This window comes from Porphyromonas uenonis 60-3, assembly GCF_000174775.1.
Taxonomy (GTDB): Bacteria; Bacteroidota; Bacteroidia; order Bacteroidales; family Porphyromonadaceae; genus Porphyromonas; species Porphyromonas uenonis_A.
Window position 1 is genome coordinate 13,969 of the sequence record NZ_ACLR01000123.1, and the last position, 17,315, is coordinate 31,283.

14 protein-coding genes are annotated in these 17,315 nt (G+C 53.1%); 12 read left to right on the top strand and 2 right to left on the bottom strand.

Translation table 11 applies throughout. The annotated features are described in order from the left end of the window. Window positions 1-8: 8 nt before the first annotated feature. From PORUE0001_RS04130 to PORUE0001_RS04180, 11 genes are all read left to right on the top strand, one after another. A complete protein-coding gene (locus PORUE0001_RS04130; protein ID WP_007365219.1) occupies window positions 9-1,220 on the top strand; it encodes a hypothetical protein in 1,212 nt (403 codons plus the stop codon). Beyond that, complete coding sequence (locus PORUE0001_RS04135; RefSeq protein ID WP_039865578.1) at window positions 1,217-2,344, top strand: glycosyltransferase; 1,128 nt, start codon at window positions 1,217-1,219, stop codon at window positions 2,342-2,344. The genes PORUE0001_RS04130 and PORUE0001_RS04135 overlap by 4 nt, the downstream gene beginning before the upstream one ends. Window positions 2,345-2,347: 3 nt before the next feature. Next, complete coding sequence (locus tag PORUE0001_RS04140) at window positions 2,348-3,505, top strand: glycosyltransferase family 4 protein (protein ID WP_007365280.1); 1,158 nt, start codon at window positions 2,348-2,350, stop codon at window positions 3,503-3,505. 77 nt (window positions 3,506-3,582) lie between these two features. After that, window positions 3,583-4,194: a sugar transferase gene (locus PORUE0001_RS04145; protein ID WP_007365286.1), complete on the top strand. Its 612-nt coding sequence runs from the start codon at window positions 3,583-3,585 to the stop codon at window positions 4,192-4,194. 7 nt (window positions 4,195-4,201) lie between these two features. Further along, window positions 4,202-4,849 (top strand): acetyltransferase, encoded by a 648-nt coding sequence (locus PORUE0001_RS04150; RefSeq protein WP_039865580.1) that lies wholly within the window; start codon window positions 4,202-4,204, stop codon window positions 4,847-4,849. Between the two features lie 822 nt (window positions 4,850-5,671). Continuing rightward, window positions 5,672-6,817 (top strand): DegT/DnrJ/EryC1/StrS family aminotransferase, encoded by a 1,146-nt coding sequence (locus tag PORUE0001_RS04155; protein ID WP_007365265.1) that lies wholly within the window; start codon window positions 5,672-5,674, stop codon window positions 6,815-6,817. Window positions 6,818-6,855: 38 nt separating this feature from the next. Then, window positions 6,856-8,007 (top strand): isochorismate synthase, encoded by a 1,152-nt coding sequence (locus PORUE0001_RS04160; protein ID WP_007365300.1) that lies wholly within the window; start codon window positions 6,856-6,858, stop codon window positions 8,005-8,007. 25 nt (window positions 8,008-8,032) lie between these two features. Further along, window positions 8,033-9,751, top strand: coding sequence for a 2-succinyl-5-enolpyruvyl-6-hydroxy-3-cyclohexene-1-carboxylic-acid synthase (menD, locus tag PORUE0001_RS04165; RefSeq protein WP_007365214.1), 1,719 nt, complete (start codon window positions 8,033-8,035; stop codon window positions 9,749-9,751). Continuing rightward, on the top strand, window positions 9,748-10,578 hold the full coding sequence (gene menB, locus PORUE0001_RS04170) for a 1,4-dihydroxy-2-naphthoyl-CoA synthase (RefSeq protein ID WP_007365282.1): 831 nt from the start codon (window positions 9,748-9,750) through the stop codon (window positions 10,576-10,578). Before menD ends, menB begins: the two co-directional genes overlap by 4 nt. Window positions 10,579-10,584: 6 nt before the next feature. Next, entirely contained in the window at window positions 10,585-11,691 is a 1,107-nt protein-coding gene (locus PORUE0001_RS04175) for an o-succinylbenzoate synthase (RefSeq protein ID WP_007365268.1), read from the top strand. Window positions 11,692-11,721: 30 nt separating this feature from the next. Further along, entirely contained in the window at window positions 11,722-12,810 is a 1,089-nt protein-coding gene (locus PORUE0001_RS04180) for an AMP-binding protein (RefSeq protein WP_007365270.1), read from the top strand. Window positions 12,811-12,907: 97 nt separating this feature from the next. Here the strand turns inward: PORUE0001_RS04180 and PORUE0001_RS04185 are convergent, their stop codons facing one another. Next, window positions 12,908-14,551, bottom strand: coding sequence for a fumarate hydratase (locus PORUE0001_RS04185; protein ID WP_007365253.1), 1,644 nt, complete (start codon window positions 14,549-14,551; stop codon window positions 12,908-12,910). Window positions 14,552-14,726: 175 nt separating this feature from the next. Further along, window positions 14,727-16,007, bottom strand: coding sequence for a serine hydroxymethyltransferase (glyA, locus tag PORUE0001_RS04190; RefSeq protein WP_007365246.1), 1,281 nt, complete (start codon window positions 16,005-16,007; stop codon window positions 14,727-14,729). Between the two features lie 209 nt (window positions 16,008-16,216). On the opposite strand from glyA, the gene PORUE0001_RS04195 reads away from it, so the two are divergent. Continuing rightward, window positions 16,217-17,308, top strand: coding sequence for a PCMD domain-containing protein (locus tag PORUE0001_RS04195; RefSeq protein WP_007365218.1), 1,092 nt, complete (start codon window positions 16,217-16,219; stop codon window positions 17,306-17,308). Window positions 17,309-17,315 lie beyond the last annotated feature (7 nt).

Sequence of the window (17,315 nt, forward strand, 5' to 3'; positions counted from 1 at the left end):
AAAACACCATGAATATCAATACTGATATCCTCTTAGGAACCAACGTTGGCGATGTATTCGTCGGCTTTCTTACCATTGTATTTTGTGTCTTTTTTTATCGGCACCATCGCTTAAGAGATCGGAGATTCAACACTGTGCTGGCTCTGTTTATTCTAGAGCATATCACCTTCACACTGATTTACTATTTATATTCATTGCACAACATAGCAGATGCTACGGCATACTATGAGCGAGGTCTAGCATACTCGATAGATATGGGGTATACAGGGACTTCTATGGTTTACCTCATAGTGCATATATTGACTTCTTTGTTTGGTCTTAAATTCTTCGCCTTATATTGGCCATTTTCCCTTTGGGGATTGATGGGAATAACATGGCTTTTTAAGATTTGTATCTCCCTAAATGAAGGAAGGTGGAGTCGTTGGTTTTGGCTCTTCCTGCTTCCCAATATGCACTATTGGTCTGTAGCTATAGGCAAGGACAGCATTGCCTTTACTGGCGTAGTTGCCGTCATCTACTTGGTGTATTACAAGCGAGGATTTTTGAAAATGGCAATGCCCCTCATCTTGCTTTTTTTTATTCGTCCTCACATTCTCCTCTTTGGTCTAGTCGCCTACTTTGCTACTTTGATTTTATCTTCAAGTAAGGGAAATGCGATAAGAAAGATTTTCTTAAGTGCTATTGTCGCCACTATACTGATTTTAGCAGCACCCTTTCTCTCCACTTATATTGGCACAGAAGATGGTCAGGGGTTATCAGATCGCTTGATAGAGATGGAGTCTGCGACAGCTTCCTATTATGGTAATACTGGGTCAGATATAAATCTCCAAGGTCAAAACATTATTGTAAAGTGGGTGTCGTTTATGTTTCGTCCCTTCATATTTGAAGCACACAATATAACATCTGCGATGGCCTCCCTAGAAAACTCTATCTGGTTGGTTTTGTTTTTTCTAGTCGCTTACCGCTTTAAAAGCTGCCTTACTTCACTCAAGAACCATCGCTCGATGAAGGAGTTCTTGTGGTTTGCTTTTTACGGATTTTGGGTTAGCTCCCTTTTCCTTAGCTACTTAATTTACAACTTGGGACTCGCACAGAGAGAAAAGAACAACTTCTTTCCCTACTTTATGATTCTTCTAATCATAGTTTTGGCTAAATCTGCTAGCAATAAAAAAACTCTTCACAATCATACTTCATATCCTCTTAAGCCCACTTCACTATGAAGAAACTAACTATTTTCGCAATGTCAATGGGAGCAGGAGGAGCTGAAAAAGTAATTTCGCTCTTCCTGAAGGAGTTGATAAAAGATTACGAGGTAACTCTATTCCTATTCTATGACAGCATACATCATCCGATTCCCGATGGTGTAAAGATTATCTCGCTATACCCAAGCTCTCAAAACAATTGGTTGCGGAGACTCTGCAGTATCCCTAAGGGGATCTTAGCTTATGCCCGCTTTCTAAGGAAGACAAGACCAGATATATCGCTCTCCTTTCTCTATAGACCCAATGTCGTGTCAGGGATCTTAGCTCCCCTCTTCCCTCACATACGGTTTATAATTAGCGAACGCAACTATGCCTCTATAGAGTATGCCCGAGAGGGAGTAAAAGGATGGGCTGGCAGAGTGCTACTCCGATGGGCATACAATAGAGCAGATACGCTATTCTCTAACTCAGAGCATATCAACAAGGATCTCCGAGAGCACTTTCATCTCACATTACCTATGAGTGTAATCTATAATCCCATAGAACTGCCTAAAGAGCGACACAACGTTTCTCGGGAGTACCCGACTCGCATCGTATCTGTAGGAAGATTTTCCCCCATCAAGAACCATACTTTGCTATTTCAAGCGTTGCGTCACCTACCAGATCATAGGCTCACTATCTGGGGAGAAGGTGGCTTGCGCTCAGAGTACGAACGTACTCTGGCGGAGCTAGGTCTATCAGATCGTGTGTCACTACCTGGTAATACTAAGCATGTATTAGACGAGATCAAACAGGGCGAACTATTCGTCTTATCCTCTATATCGGAGGGGTTTCCCAACGTCCTGCTCGAAGCAATGAGCGTTGGCTTGCCCGTGATTGCTACCAACTGCTTGTCTGGACCGCTGGAAATGCTCAATGAAAATGAACCAATTGATATAGAACAAGGGGGCTTTGCTCTCGCAAAGTATGGTCTCATGATCAATGTCAGCGATACTAAAGGCCTCGTAAGTGCAGTGAATTATCTTTCAGATCACTATGAGCAAAGAAACTTCTACTCCCAAAAAGCTTTAGAAAGAGCAGAGCAATATACTCTACCATCTATATACAAGCAACTCAAAGCACTAATTGAAGAGCCTATCTAAGCTATGAAGATCCTACGCATCCTCACCTCCTCTATATCGTATCAGCTTATTAAGGGGCAACTGAAATATATGAGTGATAATGGCTACGAAGTAGTAGGGGTGAGCGGTCTACCCGAAGAACGTGCAAATGAAGCTTCAATAAGAGAGGGGATAAAGACCGTGATTACTCCTCACCTCGTACGTTCTATCTCTATCTCAAATGATGTAAGAGCTCTCTTTGAGTTGATTAAGCTCATCAGAAGGGAAAAACCTGATGTAGTCCATGCAAATACCCCTAAGGCATCTCTCCTTGGCATAACTGCTGCTTGGTGGTGTCGCGTACCACATCGCATCTATACGGTGACTGGGCTCCGCTTCCAAACGGCAAAGGGCTTCTTTCGCTGGCTGCTTATCACTATGGAGCGTATCACCTGTCGCTTCAGTACCAAAGTAATCCCAGAGGGCGATGGGGTGGCAAAGACACTGCTTGACGAGCATATTACAAGGAAGCCTCTTAAAAAGCTGCACAATGGGAACATTAACGGAATTGACTTGGCATACTATGATGAGAGTGCCATACCTATAAGCTTGCTGAGTCAAGCTAAGTCTGAGACGAGCTTCTCTGAGGAGAGCTTCACCTTTATCTTTGTGGGACGGATCGTGAGAGATAAGGGGATCTGTGAGCTGGTGGAGGCGTTCACCCGTCTGCAACAAGAACATCCCGAAGCTCGCTTGCTACTTGTAGGCAACTTCGAGCAGGAGCTAGACCCACTACCTGAGGATGTCTATCATACGATACAGAGTCACCCAGCTATCTACTGTGCAGGGTGGCAAAATGATGTGCGCCCTTGGTTTGCCGTAGCTGATGCACTGGCTTTCCCCTCCTATCGGGAGGGCTTTCCCAATGTTGTAATGCAAGCTGGTGCTATGGGTCTCCCCTGCGTTGTCTCCGACATCAATGGTTGCAACGAAATCATCATAGAGGGAGAGAATGGGCTGATCATTCCGTCTCACGATGCAGTAGCACTATATCAGACCATGAAGCGTATGATTGAGGATAAAGCTCTCTACACACACTGCCAGCAGAACGCTCGCCCTCTGATCGCCTCTCGCTATAAGCAGGAGGATGTATGGCAGGCAACGCTGGAGATGTATCGAAGCTTGACAGGGGATGCTAAGTAGCCACTTCGCGTAGATTTTAGACTATAACAGTTCGCATAGGAAGCGTTATCTTTGTAGTGGCTCGAGCCTGCCTAATAATGAATATGATCTATAGAAAGTATATCAAGCGCATATTGGACTTCATAGGAGCTCTCATTATGCTGATTGTGCTGTCGCCACTGCTACTGGTGGTGACGGTGTGGCTGCACTTTGCTAATAAGGGTGCAGGTCCGTTCTTCACGCAGGAGCGCCCAGGCAAGGACGAGCGAATCTTTAAGCTCTACAAGTTCAAGAGTATGACCGATGAGCGAGATGCGGAGGGCAATCTGCTTCCCGATGGGGAGCGACTTACGTCTGTTGGTCGCTTCATCCGCAAGACCTCGCTCGATGAGCTGCCTCAACTGTGGAATGTTCTCAAGGGAGATATGTCTTTTATCGGACCACGACCACTCTTGGTACAGTATCTACCTCTATATAGTGCATCACAACGGCGCCGCCACAAAGAGAGGCCTGGCATTACGGGCTGGGCACAAGTGTCTGGTCGTAATGCGATAAGCTGGGAGAGAAAGTTCGCCCTGGACGTTTGGTACGTAGATCATCTCTCTTTTCGTCTTGACTGTATTATTATATGGCGTACCGTTGTCAAGGTCTTGAGAAAAGAGGGGATCAGCTCTGCTAGCTGTGACACCATGGAGCCATTTGAAGGATAGAGAGACTATGAAGGATATTGTAATAATCGGAGCTGGAGGACTGGGGCGAGAGATCTTAGGACTTATACAATCTGTTAATAAGGAGGAGCCTCGGTGGCGTGTCAAGGGATTTTACGATGATGGTGCGGAATGCGGAAAGCTTATTCATGGACTACCCATACTGGGCAAAGTGGAGGATCTCAACGCTCAGCAAGAGTCTCTTGATGTAGCAATCGCTATTGGCGACTCAAGCACAAGACGCAAAGTCTATGACGGACTTAACAAGCAGCACCTCTCATTTCCTGCGCTGATCAGTCCTGATGCTACGATCCTAGACGAGAGGAGTGTCTCTATTGGTGAGGGCGTTCTCTGCTGTGCTGGGACGATCCTCACCTGTGATATAACTATTGGTGCTTTTACGCTGCTGAACCTGTGCTGTACGGTCGGGCATGACGCTGTCATAGAGCCTTTCTGCTCTTTTATGCCTTCAGTAAACATCTCTGGAGAGACTCATATCGGAGCGGAAGTCTACATGGGTACAAGCTCTTCGATCATCAATCGTATCTCCATAGGAAAAAACACAACGATAGGAGCAGGTGCTGTAGTGACAAAAGACATTCCTGCAGACTGCGTTGTTGTGGGGTGTCCCGCTCGTCCTATCAAGTTTAAATCATAGACAGCTTATAGTATCTCTTAACCACATCTGTAAGACCAACTTCATAAGTGTGGGGAGCTGTTGGCTGTTGGCTGTTGGCAGTTGAAGGGGGGCGGTCGTTTCTCTGGAGACTTTCTTCACTAGATAATAGACTTGAGAGCCTACTCATCGTTTCCTATATAATAAGGTAGCGGGGGGGGGACGTTGGTCGGAGGATACGTCTGACGGGCTCTTCCTCCCACTAGCCTAGACTACACAACGAATATCGTGTAGTAGTTGGTGTATGCCAACTGTAGGGGTGGTGTGGAGCTTGTGTCCTACAAGTTTGGATCAGTTGTGGCGTCGCTCTTCTTTGCGATCTGTTGAGACATTTGCATGTTGTAGCATGATGATGGGGGCACCTGAGCGCAGCGTCTACGGTCTGCGTTATTACCTTTGCACTGTCATTGACAATGTAAAGAGATCCATTTGGAGACTATTGCATAAAGGCGAATCGCTGTGTTGCTTTCGGGATTCGGCTTCGTTCACATACGGAGGTATGCTCCCTTCAGACCTCACCCTCAGCGCCTTGCGCTTCATCCTTTCTGCAAAGTCAGGACAATCTTGCAAGCAAGATTGTGAGACTGTTGACTTTTGCAACAGTTTCATTTGCGTTGAGTATGTATGTCTTACAAGCCACCGAGGGATCCTCTCATCTGCATGTCATATCAGGCACCCGATGAATTGTGATCATCACCTTGCTGGATGTCACGTGAAGATGGAGCGAGAGTCTTAGGACCACAAAGCTTGAGGTAAGCCCCTTTTTCATTACATTTGTAGGCAACTAAATCAGAGCTAACAAGTATGGCGCAGAAGAAGATTTGGCTCTCACTCGCTGAGATGGGAGGACGAGAGCAGGAGTTTATACAAGAGGCGTTTGACACCAATTGGGTGGTGCCTCTGGGACCTAATGTCAATGGCTTCGAGGAGGACTTGACTCGCTACCTCGGAGCGCCAGGCAAGCATGTCGTAGCACTCAGCGCTGGCACGGCTGCTCTGCACTTAGGACTGGTCATGCTGGGCGTGGGGCGTGATGATGAGGTGATCTGTCAGAGCTTTACCTTTGCTGCCTCGGCCAACCCGATTACTTATCAGGGGGCTAAGCCTATATTCGTTGATAGCGAGCCTGACACGTGGAACATGTCCCCCACGCTACTACGTCAAGCTATCGAGGATCGCATCGCTCAGACGGGACACAAGCCTAAGGCGATCATACCCGTTCATCTGTATGGCATGCCCGCTAAGATGGACGAGATACTGGCGATCGCTGAGGAGTACGACATCCCTGTCCTAGAGGATGCTGCTGAGGCGCTCGGATCTGAGTATAAGGGGCGCAAGTGCGGTACGCTAGGTCGCTACGGAGCGCTCTCTTTCAATGGCAATAAGATGATTACCACGTCGGGTGGTGGAGCTTTGGTTTGTCCTAGTGAAGAAGCGGCTAGGCGTGTCCTCTTTTACGCAACGCAGGCTCGTGACAATGCGCCACACTATCAGCACACGCACATCGGCTATAACTACCGCCTGAGCAATATATCGGCGGGGATAGGCCGTGGGCAGATGCTCGTCCTTGATGAGCATGTGGCTAAGCGTCGGCACAACCACGCCCGCTACTGCGCCCTGCTGGCTGACTGCCCTGGTGTCGAGGTGAAGTGCGCCCCCACGGAGGAGTACGATAGCAACTACTGGCTTAGCTGCGTCTTAGTGGATCCTGAGAAAGCGGGCTTCACCCGTGAGGATCTGAGACTCCGACTAGAGGCTGAGGCTATCGAGAGCCGTCCGCTATGGAAGCCGATGCACCTGCAGCCAGTCTTTGCCGAGGCGCCTCGCTATGTCGATGGTACAAGTGAGCGACTCTTTGACCGTGGGCTCTGCCTGCCTAGTGGTACACTGGTGACGGAGGAGGATTTGCAGCGCATTGTCGCAGTGATCCGAGAGCTGGGCAAGAGGTAAAAGGGTTTGCCCCCAGGCACTCGACGGAGGTAAATGCTGTGCTGAGTAAGAGATCTCATAAGGAGCTAAAAGGTAGGAGCTGTAGTTGTGACGAACTGGTCACGCTGGTGGCGGAGCGAATGAATCGTCGTGCACCTTTCGCCTGCTTTCGCCTACCTGGCGAAGGTCGTACGGTGCATGAGATTGGGCTACAGAACGAGGCTAGGGCTGTGGCGACTACGACTGAGGAGCTGAGAGAGTGGAAGAAGCATTTGGCGGGCTTTCTGATGGCACCCTTTGCGGTGACGATCGAGACGCCGATGCTCTGGATCGAAGAGGAGCAGGGGAAGCAAGGGGCAAGCGTGCTACAGCTTGCGGCATGTGATGAGGCAGAGCTAGAGAGCTTTCCGCCTGTGGCTCCGATACCGCAGGCTTTACCCGATAGTTACCGTGTTACTTTCGCTCGCTTTATGGAGCATCTGCAGGACGGGATGGCGGAGAAGCTTGTCTTGGCGCACCTTGTCGAACTGCCCAGCATCGCTACGGCACAAGTGGTTGGCGCCTTTGACAAAGCCTTGACACACTACCCGAATGCTTTCGTGTCGCTCTGCTACACGCCTCAGTCGGGGCTGTGGCTCTGCGCCACGCCAGAGATGCTCCTCCGAGGGGACGGTGCCGACTGGCAGACGGTGGCACTGGCTGGGACGATGCCTCGGCAGGCGGATGGCGAGCCGTCCGTCTGGAGTGAGAAGAATCGGCGGGAGCATCACTATGTACAGCGCTTCATCGGAGAGCTACTGGAGCAGGAGGGGATTCCCTACCAGGCGCTTGATGTGGAGACGACAACGACGGGGCAGTTACAACATTTGCAGGCTCGCTTCGCTTTGCAACTCCCCGAGGGTTACGCGCCGATTACCTTGGCGGAGCGTCTTCACCCCACGCCAGCCGTCTGTGGCACGCCCCAGCGAGTGGCGCAACGTCTGATCCTCGAGGAGGAGTCTGCAGAGCGCTCTTACTATGCAGGCTTTCTGGGGTGGTACGAGCCTGAGCGACGGGTTGATCTCTTTGTCCAGATACGCTGTCTGCAATTGCTTCCCGAGCAAGCTCTACGGCTCTATGCGGGAGGCGGCATCGTGCGTGGATCAAGCCTCGAGAGCGAATGGCAGGAGGTCCTGCACAAGCTCTCGGCAATACATAGTCTTATAAGGTAAAGGAGGAAGGAGCGCAATGATACCGATGGATGATCTTGTGATCAGCGAACTAATCGCTCTGCTTCAAGCACACGGTGTGCGTGACGTGGTGCTCTGCCCTGGCAGTCGCAATGCGCCACTCGTGCATGCACTCAGCCACTACCTCACGAGGGCGACCTGTCACTCGATCATCGATGAGCGCAGCGCTGGCTTCTACGCCCTTGGCTTGGCACTCGCCACGCATAGAGAGGTCGTGGTCTGCTGCACCTCTGGCACGGCGGTAGCAAACCTTCACCCAGCAGTCGCTGAGGCTTACTATCAGGGTGTCCCGCTGGTTATCCTATCGGCCGATAGACCCGAGCGATGGATCGGGCAGTGGGCTGGGCAAACGCTTCCTCAGCCAGGACTCTTCGGCTCACTGGTGCGCAAAGCGGTACAGCTCCCCGAGCCACACACCGATGAGGAGCGGTGGTACTGCAACCGTCTAATCAACGAGGCGCTCCTCGTAGCGCTGGCTCCGCTCCCAGGTCCCGTGCAGATCAATGTCCCGATCAGCGACCCGAGCGTATCTTTGCTTCCGCCAACTCCAGCAGAGCAACAGTCTGATCCAAGCGATAGACGACCCATCGGAATGCAGTCAGGACGCCATATCAAGCAGTGCTGTCCGTGTGGTGTGGATGCGCAGGCGGTCAAGCCGTTGCTAGAGAGGCTCGCCACGTTCGAGCGCAAGATGATATTGGTAGGACAGGAGAGTTGGACAGCTACGACTAGCGCAGGGGCGGTCTTTCCGCAAAGCTTGCGGGAGCAGTTCCTCTGCATCGGCGAGTCGCTCTCCAATAGGCCCGTGACAATCTGTTCGCTCGATGCGCTCCTAGCGTCTCTCAGCGAGGCGGATCGACGAGCCCTGCAGCCTGACCTGCTGATCACCCTCGGCGGGCATATCGTCTCCAACAAGATAAAGCAGTACTTGCGCAACTATCCGCCACGGGAGACGTGGCACCTGTCGCCTGATCCCAGTGTGGTGGATCTCTTTTGCAGTCTCACCGAGCTGATCACAGCTCCTGTCGGGCCATTCCTTGAAATAATGGCGCAGGGCTTGGCTGGTCACGCTAGCTCTCCCTACGCCCTTCAGTGGCGGGAGCGAATTGATCGGCTGCCGTCACCGACGCCACGCTACAGTTCTCTGGCCGTGGTGGGAAACCTTCTGAATCAGCTCCCCGAAGAGCCCTGCGTGTTACACCTGGCGAACAGTTCGTCGGTGCGCTATGCGGAGCTTTTCCGCAAGCCTCGTCGGCTTCTCACGCTTTGCAATCGAGGCACCAGTGGCATAGAGGGCTCGCTCTCGACCGCCTTAGGCTTTGCCCGCCAGAGAACCGAGGAGCGCCACTTCATCGTTATCGGGGACTTGAGCTTCTTCTACGATCTCAATGCGCTGGGGCTCCCCGAGGTGGGGAGCAACGTGCGGGTGCTCCTGCTCAACAACCAGCGAGGGAGCATCTTCCAGAGCCTGCCGACCTTAGAGATGGACCCGCTGTCGCGACGCTACATCACCGCCGAGCATCAGCTGCAAGCGCAGGGCTGGGCGGAGAGCTGTGGCTGGGAGTACCTATCGGTGCACGAGGCGGGCGAGCTGGAGGAGACGATGGCTTACTTCGTCGGACCCGCCAAGCGTCCCCGCATCCTCGAGGCTTTCGTCTCCTCAGAGGATGAGATCGCCGAACTACAGACCTATTTCAAGCAATTACAACCAAGAGAAGAGTTATGAGTGAAAAGAACCAAAGGGTGTGGAAGCCCCTCAAAGCGTACGAAGATATCCTCTTTGACTACTACAACGGCATCGCTCGCATCACGATCAATCGTGAGCGCTACCGCAACGCCTTTACGCCAACTACGACGGCCGAGATGAGCGACGCTCTGCGCATCTGTCGTGAGGATCAGAGCATCAACGTGGTGGTCCTGACGGGCGCTGGCGACAAAGCGTTTTGCTCTGGCGGAGATCAAAACGTCAAGGGTCGGGGTGGCTACATTGGCAAGGACGGCGTGCCTCGCCTGAGCGTCCTAGACGTGCAGAAGCAGATCCGCAGTATCCCCAAGCCAGTCATCGCTGCGGTCAATGGTTACGCCATCGGTGGCGGACATGTCCTCCACGTGGTGTGCGACCTCTCGATCGCTTCGGAGAATGCTATCTTCGGGCAGACGGGACCCCGTGTGGGTAGCTTTGATGCGGGCTTTGGTTCCTCTTATCTGGCTCGTGTCGTAGGACAAAAGAAGGCGCGTGAGATATGGTTCCTCTGCCGCCAATACTCCGCTCAGGAGGCTCTCGACATGGGGCTGGTCAACAAAGTGGTGCCTCTCGACCAACTAGAAGATGAGTACGTGCAGTGGGCAGAAGAGATGATGCTGCTGAGTCCGCTCGCCCTTCGCATGATCAAGGCGGGTCTCAATGCCGAGCTGGACGGTCAGGCAGGTATCCAAGAGCTGGCGGGCGATGCGACGCTCCTCTACTACCTCACGGACGAAGCGCAGGAGGGTAAGAACGCTTTCCTGGAGAAGCGCAAGCCCAACTTTGAGCAGTACCCTAAGTTTCCCTAGCGACCGATGTCACCACACGAGAGCATCCTTCACCTCCCTGCACTGCTGCCACAGATAGCTGAGCGACTGACCATTAGCGTGGAGCCGTACACCCTGCGCTTCCGTCGCCCCGCCAAGACCTCCCGTGGCGAGTACGAGACGAAGCGGGTCTACTACCTACGCCTCCAGAGCCTTGAGCAGGCAGGTCATGTGGGCTGTGGCGAGTGCGCCCCGATGCCTCAACTCAGTTGCGATGATCTGCCCAACTATCAGGCTGTACTGGAGCAGCTGGTGGGTCAGATGGCGCAAGCTCCCGATCGGTTTGACGTGGCTTCGCTACGCCCCTACCCTTCCATCGCTTTTGGCTTAGCCACTGCGATTAACAGCTTCATCGCTGCTGGCCACAGTAGTGAGGAGGGGTCGGAAAAGCCCTTTTGCGATACCCCTTTCACCCGTGGCGAGCTGGGTATCCCGATCAATGGGTTGATCTGGATGGGCGACAAAGCCTATATGTACGAGCAGATCAAAGCTAAGCTAGCGCAAGGCTTCCGATGCTTGAAGCTTAAGATCGGCGGAATAGACTTTTCCGAAGAGCTAGAGCTACTCCGCTACGTGCGGCAGCACTTCTCTCCTGAGGAGATGGAGCTGAGGGTGGATGCCAACGGAGCGTTTGCCCCAGAGGTGGCTTTGGAGCGGCTGAAAAGGCTGAGCGACTTTCGACTACACTCCATCGAGCAGCCGATCCCTGCGAGCGATCAATGGGACGAGCTGGCCAAGCTCACGGCAGCGTCGCCACTCCCCATAGCGCTCGACGAGGAGCTCATCGGGATCCACAGCCGAGAGCGCAAGGCGCAACTACTAGACGAGGGCAAGCCGCACTACATCATCCTCAAGCCGTCGCTTCATAGCGGGGTCGATGAGTGGATCGAGCTTGCCGAGGAGCGAGGCATCGGCTGGTGGGCAACCTCAGCGCTGGAGTCAAACGTGGGGCTTAGCGCCATCGCTCAGTGGGTCAGCCAGTACCCGATCGTCCGCCCGCAAGGGCTTGGCACAGGAGCTCTCTATCTCAACAACACCCCCTCCACGCTACGACTCGTAGGCGACCAGATGTTTTTTAGAGAGGTTAGAGATTAGAGGTTAGAGGTACTAACCTATCCCCCGCCCATGTCCGAGCACCTATATATAGACAGCGCACGAGTAGATGCCGAGAGCTTAGAGCCGTTCGCCCGAGGGCTAGCACCCGAGCGGAGAGCGGTGCTAGGGCCACTGCTCACCTTCCTCAGGGAGTGGTGGAGCGAAGAGGAGTATGTGCCCGTCCAAACCTCCGGCTCGACTGGCACGCCCAAACGGCTTCAGCTAGCGAAGCTTGCCATGCGACGTAGCGGACTCAGGAGCAACCGCTACTTCCAGATCCAAGCGGGCAAGCGTCTCCTCCTCGCCATGGACCTCCGCTACATAGGCGCTAAGATGATGGTGGTGCGTGCCTTACTCGCAGGAGCCGAGCTGGTCGTGGTGCCACCTTCGAGCCATCCACTAGCGACGCTCAGCGTGGCACCTCAGTTCGTCTCCCTCGTCCCCCTACAGCTACACCACACCCTGGAGGTACCAGCGGAGCGTGAACTGCTCAGTCGGGCTGAGCAACTGATCATCGGAGGCGGAGCCATTCATCCCGCTGTGGAGGCGCAGCTCAGTGCGCTCCCCGTGGCCGCTTTCGCCACTTATGGCATGACCGAGACCATCTCGCACATCGCACTGAGACGGCTCAACGGACCTCACGTCTCGCCTCTCTTCTATCCCCTCAAGGGGGTTCACCTCACCCAGGGCACCGAAGGCGAGCTCATCATTGAGGATCGGCTGCTTTACCCCGATGGCCCGAGCCTCACGACCCATGATCTCGTCGAGCTACACCCCGATGGTGGCTTTACCATCGTAGGGCGATCCGACAACATCATCAACAGTGGCGGAATCAAGATAAGCCCCGAGCCAATTGAGCGAAAACTCGCCGAGGCTCTAGATAGACCGCTCGTCATCAGCTGGATAGCCGATGCCGCTCTAGGGCAAAAGCTGGTACTCGTACTAGAAGGCGACAGCCTCTCCGAAAGCTTTATGGAGACACTCGCTGAAGCCTGCCAACAGCTCCTACCATCCTACCACCGCCCCAAAGAGATCCGTCTCGTGTCTCACTTGCCACACAATGACAATGGCAAGCTCGATCGCCAAGCCCTCCAAAGGCTACTCCTCACCTCCAAGTAGATTTCCTCACTCCTCAAACTCAAGAAGAGTAGGAACGCACTAGTCCGTGTGTTCCTACTCTTCTTTATTTATTCAGCGGTGACGCTGCGCCGTGTAGCTAGCCACGAGGACAGCCAGCGCACTGTCTGATCTGCTGGAAGAAGTCGTTGCCCTTGTCATCAACCAGGATGAACGCAGGGAAGTTTTCCACCTCTATGCGCCAGATCGCCTCCATGCCTAGCTCGGGATACTCGAGGCACTCGACACGCTTGATGCTCTCCTGCGCTAGGATCGCTGCGGGGCCACCGATGCTACCGAGGTAAAAGCCACCATGTGCCTTGCAAGCATCCGTAACCTGCTGACTACGATTGCCCTTGGCTATCATAATGAGGCTACCGCCATGGCTTTGGAAGAGATCAACATAGGGATCCATACGGCCCGCAGTGGTGGGACCGAAAGAGCCACTCGGCATCCCCTCAGGGGTCTTGGCGGGACCAGCGTAGTAGATCGGGTGATCCTTGATGTACTGAGGTAGCTCCTCGCCACGATCCAGGCGCTCCTTGAGCTTCGCGTGAGCTATGTCACGACCCACGACGATAGTGCCAGATAGAGAGAGACGGGTAGAGACAGGATACTGGCTCAGTTGCTTGCGTATCTCGTCCATCGGGCGGTTGAGGTCCACCTTCACGACCTCGCCCTCGGTGCCGTGGCGCATCGATTCGGGGATGAGCCGTGCGGGATGCTTCTCCAGCCGCTCGATCCAGAGTCCATCCTTATTGATCTTAGCCCGCACGTTGCGATCGGCGGAGCAACTCACACCTAGTCCGACAGGACAAGAAGCTCCGTGGCGTGGCATGCGGATCACACGTATGTCATGGGCGAAATACTTACCGCCAAACTGCGCTCCAAGACCAATCTCGTGGGTTGCCTCCAGGAGGCGCTGCTCCATCTCTAGATCACGGAAAGCGTGTCCCAGCTCGTTGCCCTTGGTCGGTAGCTCGTCGTAGTACTTAGCACTGGCGAGCTTGACCGTCTTGAGGTTGGCCTCTGCCGAGGTGCCTCCGATAACGAAAGCAATGTGATAAGGCGGGCAGGCGGCAGTACCTAGCGAACGCATCTTCTCAACTAAGAAGGGGAAGAGCCTCTCCTCCGTGAGTAGTGCTTTGGTCTCCTGATAGAGGTAAGTCTTATTGGCAGATCCACCTCCCTTAGCGATAAAGAGGAACTTATACTCATCGCCCTCGGTCGCCATCAAGTCGATCTGTGCAGGAAGGTTGCACCCTGTATTGACCTCACGGTACATATCAAGGGGCGCATTTTGCGAATAGCGGAGGTTGTAGCGCGTGTAGGTGTCGTAGACGCCGTGCGAGAGGTACTCCTCGTCGCAAGCACCAGTCCAGACGTTTTGACCTTTCTTACCCAAGATGATGGCGGTACCAGTGTCTTGGCAGAAGGGGAGCTGCCCCAGAGCGCTCACCTCGGCATTGCGCAGGAAGGTGAGAGCGACAAACTTATCATTGTCCGAAGCCTCTGGGTCGGACAGTATCGATGCGACCTGCTCCTGATGAGCGGGACGTAGGTAGAAGGCTACATCGTGCATAGCACGCTCCGCAAGTATGCGTAGCGCCTCAGGCTCGACCTGGAGCATCTGGTGACCATTGCAGTCGACCGTGTGCACGTAGTCAGAGGTGATTAACTCGTACTCAGTCCGATCGGGTCCTACGGGATACATCGGCTGGTACTTAAACGGTGGTGTGGGCATCTCTCGTGTGTCGGTTAAGTGTGTGTACGGAGCCTGCCAACGGATTGGTCAGACTCAAATAGTGGAAAAAGCAAGAGACTGAGTGCTAGGGTCTGCTTCTTAGAAGTCTAAGTGCGCGTTCCCCCTGCATTCAGTCTCTATCAGGTTAAGAGGCATGGCCTCTGTGAAGTTTATCTTACCAAGCAAAGATAGGTAGTGGAGACATCATCTCGTTGACCTCCTTACGCACCTTAGCTATCTCAGCCTCGTTCTCAGGATCGCGCAGTACGCGGTCGATGAGCTCGACGATGTATGGCATCTTGTCCTCCTTGACACCACGCGTCGTGATAGCGGGCGTACCCACACGGATACCAGAGGTCTGGAATGCAGAGCGTGAGTCGAAGGGAACCATGTTCTTATTGACCGTGATGTCAGCACGTACGAGTGCGTTCTCAGCCACCTTACCCGTTAGGTCAGGGTACTTAGAGCGTAGGTCGATGAGGAGGCAGTGATTATCCGTACCGCCAGAGATACAGTTGTAGCCCATCTTGACGAAAGCCTCGCCAAGCGCCTTAGCGTTCTTCATCACCTGCTTCTGATACTCCTTAAATGAAGGATCAAGAGCCTCACCAAAGGCAACAGCCTTAGCAGCGATGACATGCTCTAGCGGACCACCCTGGATGCCAGGGAAGACAGCCGAGTTGAGTAGCTGAGACATCATCTTGACAGCGCCCTTAGGTGTCTTGAGACCCCAAGGATTCTCAAAGTCCTTACCCATGAGGATGATACCACCACGAGGACCACGTAGAGTCTTGTGCGTCGTAGAGGTGACGATGTGAGCATACTTGACTGGGTTCTCGAGTAGGCCAGCAGCGATCAGACCAGCGGGGTGAGCCATGTCAACCATAAAGATAGCACCGATCTCGTCAGCTACCTTGCGGAAGCGTGCGTAGTCCCACTCGCGGCAGTAAGCCGATCCACCAGCGATGATGAGCTTAGGCTTGTGCTGGCGAGCTAGCTGCTCCATCTCGTCGTAGTCGACCGTACCAGTCTCCTTGCTCAGGTTGTAACCTATAGGATTGTAGAGGATACCAGAGCTATTAACAGGCGAACCGTGTGAGAGGTGACCACCGTGGTCTAGGTTTAGACCCATGAAAGTGTCGCCTGGCTTGAGGCAGGTGAAGAGGACTGCCATGTTTGCCTGAGCACCTGAGTGTGGCTGCACGTTGGCATACTCAGCGCCAAAGAGCTTCTTAACACGCTCTATAGCTAGGCTTTCAGACTTGTCCACGACCTCGCAACCGCCGTAGTAACGCTTGCCAGGGTATCCCTCAGCGTACTTGTTGGTCATACAGCTACCCATAGCCTGCATGACCTCATCGCTGACAAAGTTCTCAGAGGCGATCAGCTCAATGCCCTTTTGCTGACGCTGATGCTCCTGTTCGATCAGATCAAAGATTTCTTGGTCTCTTTTCATTCTATGTGAAATTAAATACGTTAGTCGTCATACATCGGGTGTGCACAGCCCCCGCCCCTCTAGCGCGAGCGGTGGCTCACACAATTCTCTCGCAAAGATAACAATAATATCTGAGCTAGGACAATCTTGGCGCCAGCAATCTGCAGATACCTGGCTATATAAGTGGAAATAATTACCTTTGTCGCATCTTAGTGTAAACTCAGTACGATATGAAACGAACCTACTGGACCCTCAGTCTACTCTTTGCCTTGTCACTCCTCATGACGATGAGTTGTAGTGGCGAAGATCCTATCAAGGCTAAGCGTATCGCCATCGAGAACGGCACCTACAAGCCCAACCCGAAGCCAAACCCCAACCCAGAGCCCAACCCTAACCCCAATCCAGAGCCGAATCCCAATCCAGATCCGAACCCCAACCCCAATCCTAATCCCAATCCCAATCCAGATCCAAACCCTAATCCCAATCCGAATCCGAACCCTAATCCAAACCCTAATCCAGAGCCAAAGCCAGAGAAGAAGACTCAGGAGATTACCTTCACCTTTGACGAGTGGGCAAGTCCTAGAGCAGAAGCATCCTATCTAATGCCGGTAGAGAAGTCTCTGCCTAAGGTTTTGGCTGGAGACCCCTTCTGGGAGGCAGTTAGTAATGTAGGCGCAGCTTGGGTCGGCATAAGCAAACCCGAAGGCTACCCCATACACCCACTCACTAAGGGACGTACTGGTCAAGCCCTAGAGGCGATGACTATCAAAGGGAAGAGAGTCTTCGGTTTCGGTAGCCACATCATTGCAGGAGCCCTCTACAGTGGACTGTTTGCAAAAGACCTTATGATGAGTAAGCCTCTCGAATGCACACAGTTCGGTCAACCCGTCTTTGCTATACCTCTTTCTATCAAGGGGTACTATCAGTGGCTCCCTGGGGAGAAGCTAATAGATGGTTCCAAAGCCATCGCAAAAGAGATCAAGGGTAAGCAAGACAATGCCACCATCGCCTGCGTCTTCTACGACATATCGCAAGACAATAGCTACCTCAATGGTAAGACGCTCTACACAGACCCACGCATCTTAGCAAAAGTTCAGATCCACCCCACCCCCACGAAGGATGGTGCCTGGACACCTTTTGAAGGAAAGCTAGAGATTGTCCACGAGGCGGCCTACAAGCAGATAGACTTTCAGAAGGGCAAGTACCGCATGGTCCTCATCTTCTCGTCAAGTGCTGATGGGGATAAGTTCATCGGAGCCATCGGCAGTCGCCTACGTATTGACGACTTTACTGTGACACTCGGCATACCCACCCAGAAGTAACCCGCTA